Consider the following 17,711-nt stretch of genomic DNA (forward strand, 5'->3'; position numbering starts at 1 on the left):
CACCGATCCCGGTCGGCGTGACTGCCTCACCCTCAGCTCCGACTCGGTGTTCACCCGGCCGGTGGGCAGCCGGAAGTGGCGCCGCCCTCACCGGACCATCGGCTGGCACGTCCCGCCGCCCAGCAACGGTCGGGCGCGGGCTCACCTGTCGGAGCCGTCGGGCACGATGGAGCGCATGACCACGGCCACCGGCGCGTCCTCGATCGACCTCACGGCCCCCGACCTGCGCGAGCATGCCGAACAGCTGTTGCGCGAACTGGCCGGGGCGGGCGCTGCGCTGCGGGAGGACCAGTGGACTGCCATCGAGGCGCTCGTCGTCCGGCGGCGCAGGGCGCTGGTCGTGCAGCGCACCGGCTGGGGCAAGTCGGCGGTGTACTTCATCGCCGCCAAGCTGCTGCGCAGGGCCGGGCGCGGGCCCACGGTGATCGTGTCGCCGCTGCTCGCGCTGATGCGCAACCAGGTGGCGGCGGCGCAGCGCGCGGGGGTGGTGGCCGCCACCATCAATTCGGGCAACGTCACCGAGTGGGACGAGATCCACGCACAGGTCGCGGCGGGCGCGGTCGACGTCCTGCTGGTCAGCCCGGAGCGGCTGAACAACCCGGATTTCCGGGACCAGGTGCTGCCCCGGCTCGCGGCCGACGCCGGACTGGTGGTGATCGATGAAGCGCACTGCGTGTCGGATTGGGGCCACGACTTCCGGCCGGACTACCGGCGCATCCGGACGCTGATCGCCGACCTGGGCTCCGACGTCCCGGTGCTCGCCACCACCGCGACCGCCAACGACCGGGTGGTCACCGACGTCGCCACCCAGATCGGCACCGACACCTTGGTGCTGCGCGGCACGCTCGATCGCGAGTCGCTGCACCTGTCGGTGGTCCGCTTCGACGACGCCGTGGAACGCACCGCCTGGCTCAGTGGCCACCTGCACCGGCTGCCCGGTTCCGGCATCGTCTACACCCTCACCGTCGCCGCCGCGCACGATCTGGCCGACGTGCTGAACTCCCATGGCCACACCGTCGCCGCCTACACGGGCCAGACCGACCCCGCCGAACGCGAGGCACTGGAGGCGGCGCTGCTGAACAACGAGGTGAAGGCGCTCATCGCCACCTCCGCGCTCGGCATGGGATTCGACAAACCCGATCTCGGGTTCGTGGTGCACGTCGGCGCGCCCTCCTCGCCCATCGCCTACTACCAGCAGGTAGGGCGCGCCGGGCGCGGCACCGACCGCGCCGAGGTGGTCCTGCTTCCCGGCCCCGAGGACACCCGGATCTGGAGCTACTTCGCCTCCGTCGCCTTCCCGCGTGAGCACATCGTGCGTGCCGTGCTCGATGCGCTGGACTCCGACCGCGCGCTGTCCACCGCGGCGTTGGAGCCGCTGGTGGAACTGAACCGCTCCCGGCTGGAAATGGTGCTGAAGGTGCTCGACGTGGACGGCGCGGTACGCCGCGTCCGCGGCGGCTGGATCGCCACCGGCGAGCCGTGGACCTACGACACCGAGCGCTACGAGCGGCTGTCCATCGCGCGTGAGGCCGAGCAGCAGGCCATGATCGACTACCAGTCGACCGCCGATTGCCGCATGGAGTTCCTGCGCCGCCAGCTCGACGACCCCGGGCTGTCCGCGGGATCCGCCGATTCGCCCGGCTGCGGCCGCTGCGACAACTGCACCGGCAGTCGCCCCGACCGCACCGTGGCCGCCGAAGCGGTCGCCGCGACCAAAGCCCGGCTCGACCGCCCCGGCATCGATCTCGCACCGCGCAAGCAGTGGCCCACCGGCATGGCCAAGCTCGGAATCCCGCTGTCCGGCAAGATCACCGGCGGCGCCGAGACCGGTCGCGTACTCGGCAGGCTGACCGACCTCGGCTGGGGGCAGCGGTTGCGAGTACTGCTCGACGGACCGGACGACCCGGTTCCCGACGCGGTCTTCGACGCCTGCATCGCCGTTCTGCGGGAGTGGGACTGGGCAGCCCGCCCGACCTCGGTGCTCGCGTTGGAATCCCCGCGCTACCCCGTACTCACCGCCACCCTCGCCGCCCGGCTCGCCGAGGTCGGCCGGCTGCACGACCTCGGCACACTGCGCACCCGCCCGGGCAGGCCGCCGGTCTCCGCGGCCAATTCCGCGCATCGCGTCGCCGGACTGTTCGACTCGTGGGAGATCCCCGACCTCACCCAGGTGCCGGGCCCGATCCTGCTCGTGGACACCGTCACCGACACCGGCTGGACCTTCACCGTCGCCGCCCACGCGCTCCGCGCGGCCGGAGCCGACGCCATCCTGCCGTTCGCCCTGGCCACCCCGACATAACGACGGCCCTCGGCGGACGCGGGCCGGTCTCCTGCCCCCAGGACATGTCGCACCGCACCGTCGAACACGCTCACCGGCGTCCATCGGGTGTGCCTGCGACGAGACAGCGACCAGTCCCCCACCTCTCCTCCCAGCCGCAAGTCTCGAACGAAGCGACAGCGAGGTTTGCGCGAGCTTCGCCCACCATGAACGTCCAAGTAATCGCAGCCTCCGTGACGAAGCACAAGTGCCGACCCCACCCCGCCCTGACGATGGCAAAAATCAGGCCGCGAGGCTCACCGCCTACGCACCACACCAGCTCAGCCCCAGGTTTCGAGCGAAGCGAGACCGAGCATGCGCCGTTCGCGGCCCGGCTCGCGTCCGAGTGGCCGCCGCGTAGGCGACGAAGGAGCAAGCGGCGGTCACTCGGACGCGAGCCACCAAGGGGCCGCGAACACGCAGCGCCGCAGGCGCTGCAATCAAAGACTGAGCGTCGCCCGCAAGCGTGCGTCGAGTGATTCCGTCTCGGCCTGGGTGAGCACACCGAGGTGTTCGGTGAGCCAGGGGCGGTAGGCGCGGTGCAGTTTCAGGGTGTCGGCCCAGCCGTGCTCGGTGTGGGTGGCCAGCACGTGGCCGGGGTCCGCGTCGCGCAACGGGACGACTTGCAGCCAGCGATAGCGCGAGGTGATCACCGCGGAGTCGGACACCAGCACGACCGTCATGCGTCGCGGGAAAGGAGTTCCGTCGCTGAGCGTCGGGGCGTAGCGCCAGATCTCACCGCGTCTCATGCGGCGCCGCTGGCGTCGTCTTCGGCGGCCTGGGTGAGCGTGACGTCGTCGTAGGCGGCGGCCAGCTCGGCTTCGTCGTCGATGACCAGCGCCGTCAGGCTGTCGTGCACGAGCGTGGTGCGCAGCGCGGCGTTGATCACCGCCGACAGACTGCGGTGCTGGCGATCGGCGACCTCCCTGGCCCACTCGGCCACCTGCGGATCCAATGTGACGGTCACGCGCGTCGCCTTGCTCATATTCGTATGCATACCAGAGCGGTGCGACGACCGGTACCGGCCCGAGGCCGCCCGCTGTGGGAATGCCTCGCCATCGCCGCGCCACACCCCGCGGCGCTTCGGACCGGCCCCGTCCGGCTCTGCCCATTAAGGTCGATTCGTGGCAAGCAAATCCGCGGGGTCGGCGATCGAACTCGAGGTCGACGACCACACGATCCGTATCTCCAATCCGGACCGGGTCTACTTCCCGGAGACCGGCGCGACCAAGCTCGATCTGGTGCGGTACTACCTGAGCGTCGGCGACGGCATCGTCAACGCGCTGCGCAACCGGCCCTGCATGCTGCACCGGTTCCCCAAAGGACTCGCGGGCGACAAGGTGCATCAGAAGCGGCTTCCCGCGGGCGCGCCGGACTGGATTCCCACTGTGCGGGTGTACTTTCCGCGCTATGGCAGGCACGCCGACGAGCTGTGCGTCGAGAAGCTCGCCGACGTCGTCTGGGCGGTGCAGATGTCGACGGTCGAGTTCCATCCGTGGAATTCCCGCGCCGCCGACACCGAGCGCCCCGACGAGTGGCGCATCGACCTCGACCCGATGCCGGACTGCCCGTGGTCGCGGGTGCAGCGCGTCGCCGGAGTGGTGCACGAGGTGCTCGACGAGATCGGCGCCGTCGGATGGCCCAAGACCTCCGGCGGCAAGGGCCTGCACGTGTACGTGCGGATCGCGCCGGACCGAGGTTTCCAGGATGTGCGCCGGGCAGCGCTCGCCTTCGCCCGGGAAGTCGAGCGCCGCGCACCCGACGACGTGACCACCACCTGGTGGCGCCGCGACCGCGATCCGAAGCTGCTGTTCGTCGACTACAACCAGAACGCACGCGACCACACCATCGCCGCCGCCTACTCTGTGCGCGGCGTCCCGGCCGCCACGGTCTCCACCCCGGTACGCTGGGACGAAATTCCCGACATCGATCCGCGCGATTTCACCATGTCCACCGTTCCCGCTCGCTTCGCCGAACTCGGCGATCTGCACGCGGGCATGGACGACGCGGTGTTCCACCTGGATCCTCTCCTGGAGTGGGCCGAGCGGGACAAAGTGGACGTGGAGCTCGACGAGGAGCAGACGGATCGGCGCGAGGCCTAGCGCCCATCCGGACCGGCGTCCCGCGACCGATCGGCGCACGCCCGGCGGTGCTACGGTCGCAACGTCCACCCCGCTCGCGACCACGTCCTACTGCTCCGAAGGAGGTCCGTCCATGAACCGACCGGCAGTATCCATCGCGATCGGCCCCACCGACCCTCCTCCCACGCTGGTGGAGAAGGCCGTGCTGGAGGCGGGCGCCGTGGTCTCCGGCCTCGACGAGGCGCAGGGGCTGATCTGGGTCGGCGATCCTGAGGAGTTCCCCGAGGAGTTGCCCGCCCGCGTGGAGTGGGTGCAGCTCCCGGCCGCGGGCGTCGAGGACTGGTTCACCGCGGGCATCATCGCCCGGCATCCCGGTGTCCGGTTCACCTCGGCCGCAGGCGCTTTCGCGGCGAGCGTGGCCGAGCACGCGCTCATGCTGCTGCTCGCGGGCGTCCGGTACCTGCCCGAGCACCTGCGCGCGACGGACTGGCGGCAACAGGACTTCTTTCCCCACGTCGGCACGCTGCGCGGCAAGACGGTGACGATCGTCGGCGCGGGCGGCATCGGCCGCGCGCTGATCCCGATGCTGGTCCCGCTCGGCGCGCACATCATCGCCGTCAACCGCAGCGGGCGGCCGGTCACCGGCCCGGGCATTCCATCCTCGGTCGAGACGATTTCCGCCGATCATCTCGGCCGGGTCTGGCCGCACACCGATCACGTGGTGGTCGCCGCGCCCGCCACACCCGCCACCAGGCATCTCGTCGGTGCGGATGAACTCGCGCGGCTCAAGCCGTCCTCGTGGATCGTCAACGTGGCGCGCGGCAGCCTCGTCGACACCGACGCGCTGGTGGCGGCGCTGTCCTCCGGCGCGATCGGCGGCGCCGCGCTCGACGTCACCGACCCCGAGCCGCTCCCGGCGGGGCATCCGCTCTGGAAGCTACCGAACGCGATTGTCACGCCGCATGATTCGAACCCGCCCCAGCTGCGGTTCGCGGCCTTCGCCGATCACGTCGAGGCGAACGTCAAGCGGTTCCTCGAAGGAGGACAGCTACTGGCGCCGATCGATCCCGCGCGCGGGTACTGACGAAAACATCTCGGCGACCGCGACATCCGCGCGCATCGCGACCGTCAGCCGGACAGCGCCCGGCCGAGGATTTCCTCGATGACCGCGCTCTTGGCGTTGGCGTAGTGCTGGACGAACTTCCAGTCGCGTTGTGCGAGTTGACGTTTGTTCCGCTCGTAGTACTCCCGGTCGCTGTCGTGCGTGCGGAGCCGGTCGCGGAAGGCCAGAATCCGCTCGATCTCCGGCGCTCCCGACTCCGGCGAGAGCACGTGCAGGTTCACGTCCCGCGAGGCGCCGGTATCCACACGGCGGACGAGACAGCGATGCTGATACCAGCCGGGCTGCCGGATCCGTAACGTGTACCCGGCAGCCTCGAGAGCCGGAACGTAAGCGGGCTCGTCGGTGGTGTCCGGAACCAGCAGCAGGATGTCGATCAGCGGCTTGGCCGCGAGACCGGGCACCGCCGTGGAGCCGGTGTGCTCGATCCGCAGAGCCACCGCGCCCAGCGCCGCGCGAATGACGGCTTCTTCCCCGGCGTACCAGTCCGGCCACGCGGGGTTGTATTCCTCGAGCACCACCTTGACCGCATACGGCCGCAAATCGCCGACGGTGACGGCGGCGATCTCATCGTCGTCCAATATCGCCACACGTCACTGTACAGCCGCACTCCTCCGTTCAGGCGCTGCACGATGCGCGCAGCACAGACGCAAACAATCAGCCTCTTAGAAATGTGCCATTGACAACTGGCACATTGGTGACTGATTCTGAACGCATGACAAGGTCAACGAGGACCTCGGTACCCGGCGTCCCCGCCGCGCCCTCGGCCCGCGCCACTGTGGCCGCGGCAGCCTCTCGGCTCGCCCTGCGTCCGCTGAACTGCGCGGTTCCGATGAACACGCCGGGCGTCTGGTTCGCGCGCAAGCTCATCGCCACCTTGATGACCGTCGGTGGTCCGGTTCCACCCGGGACGTCCGTAACGCAGGTCCGGTCCGGTGCGGTTCGCGGCGAATGGGTGCGGGCGGCCGGCGTGCCGTTCGGGACGCGAGCGGTCTACTACATCCACGGCAGCGGCTATGTGATCTGCTCGGCCCGTACGCATCGCGCTCTCGCCGCCCGGCTTTCGGCCAAGACCGGGCTTCCGGTCTTCCTCACCGACTACCGCCTCGCGCCCGAACACCGGTTCCCTGCCGCGGCCGACGACGTCGAGGCAGGCTACCGCTGGCTGCTCGGCCGTGGCATCGCCGCGCGAGACCTGGTGATCGCCTGCGATTCCGCGGGTGGGCACCTCGCACTCGACCTGCTCGTGGAGAACGGACGACACCGGTGGCCCCAGCCCGCGGCGGTCGCGATGTTCTCCCCGCTGCTGGACCTGACCCTCGGCCTGGCCGCCGAGCAGGAACGCGTCCGGACCGATCCACTGATCTCCGCCGCCGCGGCGAGCAGGCTGCCCGCGTCCTACACCACCGGGCACCCGGCCGACGCGCCGCGCCTGCGACTGGCCGTTCCGCACGGTCTGGCCTTGCCGCCGATCCTGGTGCAGGTGGGCGGCACCGAGATGCTCGCCGCCGACGCGCGAGCGCTGTGCGAGATGGTCCGGCGCGCCGGCGGCAGCTGCGAACTCGAGGTCTGGCCGGGGCAACTGCACGTCTTCCAGGCCCTTCCCCTGGTGGTGCCCGAGGCCGATCAGGCCATCGCCCGCGCCGCCGACTTCCTGCGCGCGGCGCTGGTCGCTACCTCCGGTACGGAAAAGGTGAGTTGAGATGTTCGGATTGGACAAGCTGGTGGCGCTGGGCCGGGCCCGGCGCACGCACGGCGCGCGAGCCGTGGTCACCGGCGCGGGCAGCGGCATCGGGCGGGCGTTCGCGCTGGAGATCGCGGCCCGTGGCGGCCGGGTGATCTGCGCCGACATCGACGAGGCGCGTGCCGACGAGACCGTCGCCCTGATCGAACGCACCCACCCCGGCGCCGCCCACGCCTTCCGCTGCGACGTCGCACAGCGCGAAGACGTGGAGCTGCTGGCCCGGTTCGCCGAAACTCTGTTCGAGCGCCCGGTCAGCCTCGTCGTCAACAACGCGGGCGTCGGCATCGGCGGAAAACCGGTGGGCCGCATCGGCTTCGATGATTGGCAGTGGGCGCTCGGCATCAACCTGTGGGGCGTGGTGCACGGCTGCGAGGTCTTCGCTCCGCGCCTGCGCGCCGCCGGGCACGGCGGCATCATCAACGTCGCCTCGGCCGCCGGATTCGCCGCCGCCCCCTCGATGGCCGCCTACAACGTGTCCAAGGCGGGCGTGCTGTCGCTGTCGGAGACCATGGCCGCCGAGCTGAGCGGTTCCGGCGTCGCGGTCACGGTTCTGTGCCCGACGTTCGTGCGCACGAACGTCGCCCGTGACGGCCGGATCACCAGGGAGTCGGCGCAACTGGCCGATTTCCTCATGCGCTGGACCGGTTTCTCGCCAGAGCGCGTCGCACGCACGGCCCTGGACGCCCACGACCGCGGGCAGCTCTACGTGCTCCCCCAATTGGACGCGCACGTCGTCTGGCTGCTCAAGCGGTACTTCCCCGCGCAGTACACCTTCGTCCTCGGGCTCCTGGATCGGCTCCTGCCCCAAGAGGACTCGACCACCACCGACCGTACGACGGTCGCCGACAAGACAGGAGTCTGACATGGCCATCGCGATGGACTTCGACGACATGCTCCGCAAGATCAAGGATCGCCAGTGGGCGCTGGCCGACATCGACTGGGACGCGCCGGGCGCCGAGACGATCACGCCCGAACTGCACGCCAAGCTCAAGCCGTTCATGGCCGACCTGATGTGGATCGAGAACGTCGGCGCGCGCGGCTTCGCGGCGATGGCCAAGAAGGCGCCGAACGAGACGCTGCGCGAGATCTACCGCTACTTCCACGCCGAGGAGCAGAAGCACGCCAACGCCGAACTGGCGCTGATGCGCCGGTGGGGCATGCTCGACGGCGACGAGATCCCGCAGCCGAACGTCAACGTCAAGCTGGTGATCGACTTCCTGGACAAGTACTCCGACGACATGTCGCTGTCTTTCCTCGGCACCGTGATCCCGATGCTGGAGGTCGCCCTGGACGGCGCGCTGATCAAGTTCATCATGGACGAGATCGAGGACCCGGTCTGCCAGGAGGCGTTCAAGAAGATCAATTCCGACGAATCCCGCCATCTGGCCGTTGATTTCGCCGTGATGGATCTGCTCGGGCACGGCGAGATGCGCAAGCTGCTCATCGACCTGGTCGGCGGCTGGGCCAAGCCCTCGCTGATCATCGGCGTGCTGAGCTACGTGCCGCTGCTGAACAAGATGCGCGACAACATCGTCGCGATGGGCGTCGACGAGGAGAAGCTCTACGGCGCGCTCAAGCGCTACGCGAATGTCGGCGAGCGCAGCGAATTCGCCCGACGACTCCCGATGTACCAGATCGTGAAGATGCACGGCAGCTGGGTGATCGATCGTGGTCACCCCTACCACGTGGTGGCCGACGCGCTGGTGAAGATCACCGGGCTGATGCCGAAGGCACTGCTGCGCAACAACCCGACCTGGTCGAAGGAACTGACCTACGAGCCCGCGGCATGACAGGGAACCCGATGAGCACGCACACCTTGGATGTCGCCGTCATCGGCGGCGGGTTCGCCGGCATCGGCACGGCCATCCGGCTGAAGCAGCGCGGAATCCACGATTTCGCGATCTTCGAGCGCGGCGCCGCGATCGGCGGCACCTGGCGCGACAACACCTATCCCGGTGCGGCGTGCGACATTCCGTCCCGGCTGTACTCCTACAGTTTCGCGCCCAACCCGAACTGGTCGCGCACCTATTCCGGGAGCAACGAGATCCTCGGCTACATCGAGGCGATGACCGCGGAATTCGGGCTCGGCCCGCACCTGCGGTTGGGGCACAACGTCACCGGCATCGTGTTCGACGAGCAGGCCGGGGTCTGGGAAATCGCGGTCGAAGGCCGCGCGCATCCGATCCTCGCCCGCACCGTGGTGCTGGCGTCGGGGCCGCTGGCCAACGCCAGTCTCCCGGATATTCGCGGCATCGAGACCTATCAGGGCCACAAGATCCACAGCGCCCGCTGGGATCACGACTACGACTTCACCGGTAAACGCGTCGCGGTCGTCGGCACGGGGGCCAGCGCGGTCCAGATCATCCCGGAACTGGTCGAGAAGGCCGCCTCGGTGAAGGTGTTCCAGCGCACGCCGGGCTGGGTGCTGCCGCGGGTCGACCGGCAGACCAACGGCCTGACCAAGGAGCTCTACCGCCGGGTGCCGGCCGCCGAACAACTGGCCCGGCGCGCCTGGTTCTACGGGCACGAGTCGGTGGCGCTGGGCGTGGTCTGGAACACGCCGCTGACCAGGGTGGTCGAGCTGGTCGGCAAAGCGCAGCTGCGCAGGCAGGTCAAGGACCCCTGGCTGCGCCGCCAGCTCACCCCGGACTTCCGGGCCGGCTGCAAACGCCTGCTGATGACCGACGACTACTACCCCGCCCTGCAGCGGGACAACTGCAAGCTGATCACCTGGCCGATCGCCCGGATCTCCGAGCACGGCATCCGCACCGCGGAAGGCATCGAGCACCAGGCGGATTGCATCGTCTTCGCGACCGGCTTCGACGTCTCCAAGGCCGGGACGCCCGTGCCGGTGGTCGGGCGCGACGGCCGGGTCCTCGCCGACGAATGGTCGCGTGGCGCCTACGCCTACAAGAGCGTCGCGGTCTCCGGATATCCCAACCTGTATCTCACCTTCGGACCCAATTCCGGGCCGGGGCACAACTCGGCGCTGGTCTACATGGAAGCCCAGATCGACTATCTGGTCGGCGCGATCGGCCTCATCCTGGACCGGAATCTGCGGATGCTGGACGTGCGGCGGGATCGCCAGGACCGCTACAACGCAGCCATCCAGCGCAAGCTGTCGGCTACCACCTGGAACTCGGGATGCCGCAGCTGGTACCTCACCGAGGACGGCTTCAACGCCACGATGTATCCGGGTTTCGCCACCCAGTACGTCCACCAGCTGCGCGCGGTGGATCTCGACGACTACCTCGTCGTCGAATCCAGCGCCGACCAGCGGCAACCACGGGTCGCACCGGTTTCCTAGGTGCCGAGGAACCGGCGGCGCGGACGATAGACTCGGTCCGCAGGGAGTTCAGCAGCGCGCCGCCGGTCCATCGGCGCCGTGGTCAGCGAGGGAGGTGAGGTCGACGCCGGAGTACCGGATCGATGACCTCGCGCGCGCCGCGGGCACCACCACCCGCAACGTGCGCGCCTACCAGGAACGCGGTCTGCTGCCGCCACCGGTCGGCAAGGACGGCCGAGCCAGTATCTACGACGACGCGCACCTGGAGCGGCTGCGCCTGATCGACGCGCTGCTGCAACGCGGCTTCACCACCGCGCACATCGCCGACTTCATCACCAGCTGGGAGACCGGCAAGGACCTCACCGAGGTGCTCGGCCTGCAACACGCCGTCACGGCGTCCTGGGCCAAGGACGAGACCTTCGAGGTGCCCCGCGAGCTGATCGGCACCATTCTCGGCTCCGAGGCCGACGAGCTGGTCGACCGGCTGCGCGAGATGAAACTGGTCCGGCTGGAAGGCGACACTGTGGTGTTCACCGAGACCCAGCTGCTCACCTCGTTCGCCGAACTGCACGAATACGGGCTCGAACTGCGCACGCTCGTCGAGATCTACGCCAAGGTGGCCGACCGGATCGATGACATCACCCACATCATGATCACCGCCGCCAAACAGCACATCATCGATGAGCACGGCCCCGGCTGGATGCCCGACACCAGCAGCGAAATCGCCGACACCACAACGATGCTCAACAAGATGCGCGAACTCGCCGTGGCCTCGGTGCACGCCACGCTCGCCCGCTCGATGGACGTCACGCTGCGGCGCGAACTCGGCGACTACCTCGCCACGGCGGCCGAGCGAGAGAAACAGCGCAGCGAATCCGGTCGCGACGTACCCTCCTAGACAAAGCGCAGAGTGCCGACCTTCGACGGATGGAGTCGCCGTGGCGTCCGACCGACCGAGAATCCCTCCGCTGCCGCTGGTACGGGCCGTCGAATCGGTGCGCGGCGCGCTGGCCGTCGCGTTCCGCAAATTGGTGCCGGGCCACGTCGCGCTGATGGAGCTGATCGCGGCCGGATGGATCACCCAGGCCATCCATGCCGCCGCGGCGCTCGGCGTGGCCGACGAGCTCGCGGCGGGACCGCGGTCGGGCGCGCAGCTCGCGGCGGCGGTCGGCGCCGACGAGGACGCGTTGCGCCGGTTGCTGCGGCTGCTGATCAGTCACGGCATCTTCACGCAGCGGCGCGACGGACGATACGCACTGACGCCGATGGCGCGGGCTCTGCGCCGCGATGCGGACGTATCGTTGCGCGACGCCGTGCTGTTCTTCGGTTCGCCCGGTCACCGCAACCACTGGACGCACCTGGTCGAGGCCGTGCGCACCGGCGAGCCGGTCGGCGAGAAGCTCGACGGGATGCCGTTCTTCGAATACGTCCAGCACGACCGCGAACTGGGCGAGCTGTTCGACCGCGCGATGACCAGCATCGCCACCCTGGCGATGGAACCGCTGCTGGCCGCCTACGATTTCGGCCGCTACGAGACCCTGGTCGACGTCGGCGGCGGCGAAGGAACGCTGATCACCGAAATCCTGCGCCGTGCGCCCCGATCGCGTGGCGTCCTCTTCGACCTGCCCGAGGTGGTCGCCTCGGCGCCCGCCCGGCTCGCCGAGCTCGGCCTCGCCGAACGCTGCGCGGTGGAGAGCGGATCGTTCTTCGACCGGGTTCCCGAAGGCGGCGACGCCTACATCCTCAAGCACATCCTGCACGACTGGGCCGAACCGGACGCGGCGCGAATTCTGCGCACACTGCGAGCGGCCATGGCTCCCGACGCCCGCTTACTGATCGTCGAACTGGTCGTCCCGGAGCACACCGCACCGCACCCGAGCAAATTCATCGACTTGGAGATGCTGGTCAATACGGGCGGCCGGGAACGGACCGAAGCGGAGTACCGCGAGTTCCTGGCCCGGCACGGCTTCACGCTGATTCGGTGCGTGCCGACGGCCTCTCCGGACAACGTGCTGGAGGCCCGGCCGAGTTGACCGCTCGAACGGCGAAACCCGCTCCGGTCGAACGAATTTCCCGCTACAACGCCGGGGCGGGGACGACGAACGCCAGGGTGGCGATCCCTACGGCGCCGTCGGCCATGCAGGTGACGCGCATCGGCTTGCCGACCGGCGTCTCCTGAGACTCGAAGCCGCTGTAGTAGCCGAGCACCGGCCCGGACCGCACCGACGGCAGGAGAAGACCGAAGCACTCGGCGTCCAGCACCGACACGCCCTCGCCGCTGTGGCACAGGGCGGCCGCGTCGGTGACGCCGCGGTCGACGTAGCAGCCGGTCGGCTCGGCGGCGGCGGGCCCGGCTCCGGCCAAGGCGACACCGCCGACCAGAAACAGCAGACCGGTTCCCGCGCCCACGCGCCGCATCATGGTGTGCACCGCAATCCTCCTCGGCATATCTCGGCCGTACCCGGTTGTTGCTGTGCGGGGTTTCGCCCCTTGTACGTCCGGCGAACCCTTTCGGATATTCCAGCAGAATCGCAGGGCGCGGTCGAGCGCGACACCGTCACGAAATCACGGTTTTCAGATTGGATACCGGGCACGTCCGCCGGGACCGTGGCGTGCTCGCGTGGGAGATCTGCGGTCCGGACGTCGGAACCGCTAGGCTACGAGCAGCATCGGCGGGTTCGTGAGGATGTGATGCGGCCGTGGAATGGACCTTCACTCCGGACGAGTTCGCCCATATCTGGCGCGAGACCGACCTGGATCGACACCCGTACCCGCTGCGCATCCTGGAGACGCCCCGCACCGAGGACGAGGCGGAGAAGTTGCGCATCGTCCTCGCCGAGCGGCTGCCGGTCGGCTCCGACCCCGACCTCTCGGCTTGCCTGCGCATTTTGGCCAAGCCGCACACCAGGATCGTGGCGATCGGCGGCGCGCACCAGCCGGGCAGCGAACTGCGGCTGCTGGCCGCCGCCATCTACGACCGCGCCGTGCTCGCGGTGCAGGAACCCGGCGCGAGCCCGGATTTCGGTGGGCACGTGCGTATTTCGATCGGGCACAGCGCGAAACTCGGCCGCCGGATCGCGGCGCTGCTGCCGAAGACTCCCGCGGGCCGCGAACCCGCCCGGGTCGCGTCCGGCGACGCGGTCCGGGACCAGGAGACGGTGCGCGCGCGCCAGCAGGCCGCGCCGCGGATTCGCAAGCTGCTGCTCGAGCCGCATACCGCCGAAGGTCACATCAGAATCGAACCGCGGCTCGATCGCCCGACGCCGCCACCACCGATCCACTACACCTGGATCGACGTGCGCAACGACGGAAGATACCTGATCAAAGCGGGCGACGAAGTGCGCATCGCCCCCGCATCCGCCGAGCAGATCGCCATCCAATTGCAAAAGCGCATCCCGGTATAACTCGTTTCGGCGGCCGTGGGCGCCGACTATTACTGACCCGGCACTCGGCTTCCGGTTAGTCTGGGGCGGACCGACCGATCTCAGGGGTGAGCGATGACGATCGAGACCAGCCGAGCCGATATCGCGCGATTCAAGGAGGCCGCGCAGGCCGGGACCGTCCAGTTCGATCCGGCGGCGGCTCGGCAATGCGCCGACATGTACGAACGGCAGGCCGACCGGCTGATCCACCTACAGCAACGCCTCGAATCCGCCGCGGACCTAGGAGGTTTCGGTGGTTTCGTCTCCGCCCAGCAGTTGCAGGCGGGCTTCAGCCACAAGGCGCGTGACGCGGCGGCTCTGCTCGACCACTACATCGAGGCGGCCTACCGCATGAAGGAAGCGTTCTTGATCAGCGGAGGACTGTTCGAAGAGGCCGACGCCGCCGGCGCCGCCGCCCTGCGCGCGGTCCAGACGAGGTTGCCCCGATGACCGGTTCCGATCCCACCTACATCAACTCGATGGAGCACTTCGAGTCGCTGCGCCACGAGGAGATCTACGCGAAGGCACAGCAGATCGACGCGGCGCAGGTACTGCGCGCGTCGGCGATCTGGATCGAGGTGGCCGGGGCGCTCACCACATCGTTCCCGCTCACCCGCGGCGGTGCGGACCGCGTGATGGACTCGGCCGAATGGAAAGGCGCCGCGGCCGACGCCGCCCAGGCATCCGCCCGCAGTTTCGCGGCGTCGGCCGACGAGCTGGCCGCCGTGCTCGGCCAGGTGGGCGCCCGGCTCGGCGGGGTCGCCGCGGCCGCCGAGGCGGTGAAGCTGGCGGTGGTGCCGCCCGGCGCTTCCGGACCCGTCGGCGCGATCGCGCAACTGCTGGAAGCAGCGCACGTCATCAACGCGCAGATGGCGCAGGAGGCGATGCGCCAAGAGGCCGTGCTCGCGATGAACATGGTCTACAAACCCGCCTATTCCGCGGCGGGTACCGCCGTGCCCGCGCTGCCCCCGCCCCCCGCGATAACGGCGCCGTCCGCGCCGCGGTCGGTGTCCCCTGGCGCACCCAGATACGCCACGCCCGAGCAAACGTCACCGAATGGCCAATGGTCGCCGGAGACACCGCAACCGGCACCTGCCGCGCCGGAATCGTCCGAGCCGTCGCACAATCCGGCACCACCCGCCCAGGCGAAGCCGGAGACTCAGCAGCCCCCTTCGGCGCCACCCACACAGCAGGCTCCCCCGCCGCAGCAGGCGCCGTCCACCCAGACACCGACGCCACACCCCACACCGTCCCAGGAGCCGACACCGTCCCCCCAGCCGGCTCCGCCGACACAGCAGGCGCCGTCCACCACACCGACGCCACCGAGTCCTTCTCCCACACCGAATATCCCGGAGCCCGTGCAGCCGCCGAGCTCATCGGCACCGCCACCGCCCACGCCACCGAGCACGGAACCAGTGCAACCGCCGAGTTCGTCGGCACCGCCACCACCCGCACCGCCCAGCCCGGAACCAACCCCGCCACCGAGCCCGTCGGCACCGCCACCGCCTCCACCCACACCACCGAGCACGGAACCAGTGCAACCGCCGAGTTCGTCGGCACCGCCACCGGCACCGCCGAGCCCGGAACCGGCCCCGCCACCGAGCCCGTCGGCGCCGCCACCCCCTCCACCCGCACCACCGAGCCCACCCCCCGCGCAGCCCCCGGTACCCGGTCCTGCCGGCCCCGAGGTCCCGATGCCCGACCCCGGTGGCCAACCCGGCGTCACCGGCCCGGTGGAAGGCAACCAACAGCAGATACCCACGACCAACCAACCCGGCGTCGTCCCGTCCTGACGGCCGATCCTCGAACACCGTCACCACGGCGGTGGCCGTCGGCAGTTTTCGGCCAGGCCGGCGGCACAGTTCTGGCCGACAGCCGCCGCGAACTGTCGCGTCCCGCTCCGGCCTACAACCACGGCGCTGCACGGCAACGCGGCCGACCCATCGCGCGATCACCGCGATCCCTGATATGCGCCGAAGACGCTCGACCCCAGCGCATTCGAGTCGCGACAGGCACAGCGCCGTGCCGATCGCCGGGCCCCATCCGCCACGGAGCACCGCAGCTATTGGATGGCCGACGGGTCGATCCCGTGCATGGCCGTGTCCTGCTACAACCGAGATCCACCCATCGCGAAAGTCGTACGGCATAGAGGAGCAAGCGAAGCCGGGATAGACCTGCCCCGACCTCTCCCGCACCACCGCAGGCCCTCATCAGGAACCGACAGACCCAAACCCCATACCGGTCCGCGACCCGTACCGCCCGATCGCGCCACCCTGATTTACAGCCGCGGGCACTCGACCACAGCGCACCCGCATACGGATGCCGTCGTCACGCCGTCTCGACCACCCCGGCCACCACAGAACACCGTGGCGTCAGCCGGTTTTCGCGAACGGCCGGGCCTGGTCCGGCTCGCCTCGCCACAACAGTCCGCCAGCGACCAGCGCTTGCCGGAGATCCGCCGCCCGTGAAACATGCTTGCGGGTGCACGACCGAATGGATTCTCGGTCATGGGTGGTGCCGCGGCCGAGCGAACGCGCGGACCCGCGTGGCCCACGCGGCCGGGCATTCGCTATGCGATCAGACCTTGACCAGGTCGTCGGCGTGGATGACGGGGCGTTGCATCGTGTCGGGGAGTTCGGCGGTGGAGCGGCCGAGCATGCCTGCCAGTTCGGTGCTGTCGTATTCGACGACGCCCCGGGCGACGATCCGGTTGTCGGGGGCCACCAGATCCACCACGTCGCCGCCGTAGAAGCGGCCCCGGACGCCCACGATGCCGGCCGCGAGCAGCGACCGGCGCCGGTGCGCCACCGCTTGGACGGCGCCGTCGTCGATCAGCAGCGCGCCGCGGCTGTCCGCGGCGTGCCGGACCCAGAACTTCCGGGCGGACAGCCGCACCGGGCGTGCGGCGAACGCGGTGCCGACGGTGCCGGTGCTCAGCGCGGCGGAGGCCGAGGTGGCGGCGGCCAGCAGCACCGGCACGCCCGCGTCCGCGGCCAGACGCGCCGCCGACAACTTGGACGCCATGCCACCGGTACCGAGCGCGCCCCCGCTGCCCGCGATGACGCCGTCCAGGTCGGCGCTGCTGCGCACCTCGGGAATCAGCGTGGCCGCGCCCTTGCGCGGGTCGCCGTCGTACAGTCCTTCCACATCCGACAGCAGCACGAGCGCGTCGGCGCCCACCAAGTGGGCGACCAGCGCGGCGAGCCGGTCGTTGTCGCCGAAGCGGATCTCTTCCGTCGCGACCGTGTCGTTCTCGTTCACCACGGCCACCGCACCGAGCGAGCGCAGGCGATCGAGGGTGCGCTGCGCGTTGCGGTGGTGCTCGCGGCGCGCGAAGTCGTCGGCGCTCAAGAGCACCTGGCCGACCGTGCGGCCGTAGCGGGCGAACGAGGTGCCCCAGGCGTGCGCGAGCGCCAGTTGCCCGACGCTCGCAGCGGCCTGTTTGGTCGCCAGATCACGCGGACGGCTGGACAGGCCGAGCGGGGCGATACCCGCGCCGATCGCGCCGGAGGACACCACGACCACATCGGATCCGGCGCGCATCCGCGCCTCCACCGCGTCGGCGAGCCGATCCAGCCGCGCGGTGTCCAGGCCGCCCTTCAGACTGGTCAGCGCCGACGAACCGATCTTCACCACGACCCGGCGCGCCGCCGCGATCGCCAGCCGGGCGTCGCTCAGGCCCGGCGAATCCGCCTGGGCGGAAATAGACCTTACCTGCATCGCCACCGAACTCCCTGCACC

Annotated in this window: 17 protein-coding genes; 12 read left to right on the top strand and 5 right to left on the bottom strand. The window is 69.8% G+C overall.

Going from position 1 to position 17,711, the window contains the following annotated elements; genetic code table 11:
* The first annotated feature begins 175 nt into the window (after positions 1–175).
* Positions 176–2,299: a RecQ family ATP-dependent DNA helicase gene (locus LTT66_RS04355; RefSeq protein ID WP_233064041.1), complete on the top strand. Its 2,124-nt coding sequence runs from the start codon at positions 176–178 to the stop codon at positions 2,297–2,299.
* 458 nt (positions 2,300–2,757) lie between these two features.
* Here the strand turns inward: LTT66_RS04355 and LTT66_RS04360 are convergent, their stop codons facing one another.
* Positions 2,758–3,066, bottom strand: coding sequence for a hypothetical protein (locus LTT66_RS04360; RefSeq protein WP_228819801.1), 309 nt, complete (start codon positions 3,064–3,066; stop codon positions 2,758–2,760).
* Positions 3,063–3,284: a hypothetical protein gene (locus LTT66_RS04365; RefSeq protein ID WP_233064043.1), complete on the bottom strand. Its 222-nt coding sequence runs from the start codon at positions 3,282–3,284 to the stop codon at positions 3,063–3,065. The genes LTT66_RS04360 and LTT66_RS04365 overlap by 4 nt, the downstream gene beginning before the upstream one ends.
* Before the next feature lie 157 nt (positions 3,285–3,441).
* On the opposite strand from LTT66_RS04365, the gene ligD reads away from it, so the two are divergent.
* Positions 3,442–4,419: a non-homologous end-joining DNA ligase gene (gene ligD / locus LTT66_RS04370; RefSeq protein ID WP_233064045.1), complete on the top strand. Its 978-nt coding sequence runs from the start codon at positions 3,442–3,444 to the stop codon at positions 4,417–4,419.
* A gap of 112 nt (positions 4,420–4,531) precedes the next feature.
* Positions 4,532–5,482, top strand: coding sequence for a D-isomer specific 2-hydroxyacid dehydrogenase family protein (locus tag LTT66_RS04375; RefSeq protein WP_233064048.1), 951 nt, complete (start codon positions 4,532–4,534; stop codon positions 5,480–5,482).
* A gap of 44 nt (positions 5,483–5,526) precedes the next feature.
* Here the strand turns inward: LTT66_RS04375 and LTT66_RS04380 are convergent, their stop codons facing one another.
* On the bottom strand, positions 5,527–6,108 hold the full coding sequence (locus LTT66_RS04380; RefSeq protein WP_233064050.1) for a GrpB family protein: 582 nt from the start codon (positions 6,106–6,108) through the stop codon (positions 5,527–5,529).
* 125 nt (positions 6,109–6,233) lie between these two features.
* Here LTT66_RS04380 and LTT66_RS04385 point away from each other — a divergent pair, with 125 nt between their 5' ends.
* The 6 genes from LTT66_RS04385 to LTT66_RS04410 all read left to right on the top strand — a co-directional run bounded on the left by LTT66_RS04385 (position 6,234) and on the right by LTT66_RS04410 (position 12,581).
* Positions 6,234–7,220, top strand: coding sequence for an alpha/beta hydrolase (locus LTT66_RS04385; protein WP_233064052.1), 987 nt, complete (start codon positions 6,234–6,236; stop codon positions 7,218–7,220).
* A gap of 1 nt (position 7,221) precedes the next feature.
* Positions 7,222–8,124 carry an SDR family NAD(P)-dependent oxidoreductase gene (locus LTT66_RS04390; protein ID WP_181721345.1) on the top strand — a complete coding sequence of 301 codons (903 nt, stop codon included), beginning with the start codon at positions 7,222–7,224 and terminating at the stop codon, positions 8,122–8,124.
* Between the two features lie 7 nt (positions 8,125–8,131).
* The gene (locus tag LTT66_RS04395; RefSeq protein WP_233068989.1) at positions 8,132–9,052 is read left to right on the top strand and encodes a ferritin-like domain-containing protein; all 921 of its coding nucleotides are present in this window, start codon (positions 8,132–8,134) and stop codon (positions 9,050–9,052) included.
* An 11-nt stretch (positions 9,053–9,063) separates the two neighbouring features.
* Complete coding sequence (locus tag LTT66_RS04400) at positions 9,064–10,569, top strand: flavin-containing monooxygenase (protein ID WP_233064060.1); 1,506 nt, start codon at positions 9,064–9,066, stop codon at positions 10,567–10,569.
* A gap of 94 nt (positions 10,570–10,663) precedes the next feature.
* Complete coding sequence (locus LTT66_RS04405; RefSeq protein WP_233064062.1) at positions 10,664–11,446, top strand: MerR family transcriptional regulator; 783 nt, start codon at positions 10,664–10,666, stop codon at positions 11,444–11,446.
* A 40-nt stretch (positions 11,447–11,486) separates the two neighbouring features.
* Positions 11,487–12,581: an acetylserotonin O-methyltransferase gene (locus LTT66_RS04410; RefSeq protein ID WP_233064064.1), complete on the top strand. Its 1,095-nt coding sequence runs from the start codon at positions 11,487–11,489 to the stop codon at positions 12,579–12,581.
* A 43-nt stretch (positions 12,582–12,624) separates the two neighbouring features.
* On the opposite strand, the gene LTT66_RS04415 is transcribed toward LTT66_RS04410, so the two are convergent.
* Entirely contained in the window at positions 12,625–12,978 is a 354-nt protein-coding gene (locus tag LTT66_RS04415; RefSeq protein ID WP_233064066.1) for a hypothetical protein, read from the bottom strand.
* Positions 12,979–13,247: 269 nt separating this feature from the next.
* Here LTT66_RS04415 and LTT66_RS04420 point away from each other — a divergent pair, with 269 nt between their 5' ends.
* The 3 genes from LTT66_RS04420 (at position 13,248) to LTT66_RS04430 (ending at position 15,763) form a co-directional block, all read left to right on the top strand.
* Positions 13,248–13,952 (top strand): ESX secretion-associated protein EspG, encoded by a 705-nt coding sequence (locus tag LTT66_RS04420; protein ID WP_233064075.1) that lies wholly within the window; start codon positions 13,248–13,250, stop codon positions 13,950–13,952.
* Positions 13,953–14,045: 93 nt separating this feature from the next.
* On the top strand, positions 14,046–14,420 hold the full coding sequence (locus LTT66_RS04425; protein ID WP_181721350.1) for a hypothetical protein: 375 nt from the start codon (positions 14,046–14,048) through the stop codon (positions 14,418–14,420).
* The gene (locus tag LTT66_RS04430; protein WP_233064077.1) at positions 14,417–15,763 is read left to right on the top strand and encodes a hypothetical protein; all 1,347 of its coding nucleotides are present in this window, start codon (positions 14,417–14,419) and stop codon (positions 15,761–15,763) included. The genes LTT66_RS04425 and LTT66_RS04430 overlap by 4 nt, the downstream gene beginning before the upstream one ends.
* 784 nt (positions 15,764–16,547) lie before the next feature.
* Here the strand turns inward: LTT66_RS04430 and proB are convergent.
* Positions 16,548–17,690 (bottom strand): glutamate 5-kinase, encoded by a 1,143-nt coding sequence (gene proB, locus LTT66_RS04435; RefSeq protein WP_408638821.1) that lies wholly within the window; start codon positions 17,688–17,690, stop codon positions 16,548–16,550.
* Between the last annotated feature and the right edge of the window lie 21 nt (positions 17,691–17,711).

Origin of the sequence: Nocardia gipuzkoensis (assembly GCF_021183645.1) — a bacterium.
In the GTDB taxonomy this organism is placed as follows: Bacteria; Actinomycetota; Actinomycetes; order Mycobacteriales; family Mycobacteriaceae; genus Nocardia; species Nocardia abscessus.

What these genes read in the sequence shown, in the direction of transcription:
- LTT66_RS04425 (WP_181721350.1), top strand. Translation starts at nt 14,046, where the DNA reads ATGACGATCGAGACCAGCCGAGCCGATATCGCGCGATTCAAGGAGGCC.
- LTT66_RS04360 (WP_228819801.1), bottom strand. Translation starts at nt 3,066, where the DNA reads ATGAGACGCGGTGAGATCTGGCGCTACGCCCCGACGCTCAGCGACGGA.
- LTT66_RS04390 (WP_181721345.1), top strand. Translation starts at nt 7,222, where the DNA reads ATGTTCGGATTGGACAAGCTGGTGGCGCTGGGCCGGGCCCGGCGCACG.
- LTT66_RS04430 (WP_233064077.1), top strand. Translation starts at nt 14,417, where the DNA reads ATGACCGGTTCCGATCCCACCTACATCAACTCGATGGAGCACTTCGAG.
- LTT66_RS04385 (WP_233064052.1), top strand. Translation starts at nt 6,234, where the DNA reads ATGACAAGGTCAACGAGGACCTCGGTACCCGGCGTCCCCGCCGCGCCC.
- LTT66_RS04400 (WP_233064060.1), top strand. Translation starts at nt 9,064, where the DNA reads ATGAGCACGCACACCTTGGATGTCGCCGTCATCGGCGGCGGGTTCGCC.
- LTT66_RS04375 (WP_233064048.1), top strand. Translation starts at nt 4,532, where the DNA reads ATGAACCGACCGGCAGTATCCATCGCGATCGGCCCCACCGACCCTCCT.
- proB (WP_408638821.1), bottom strand. Translation starts at nt 17,690, where the DNA reads ATGCAGGTAAGGTCTATTTCCGCCCAGGCGGATTCGCCGGGCCTGAGC.
- LTT66_RS04355 (WP_233064041.1), top strand. Translation starts at nt 176, where the DNA reads ATGACCACGGCCACCGGCGCGTCCTCGATCGACCTCACGGCCCCCGAC.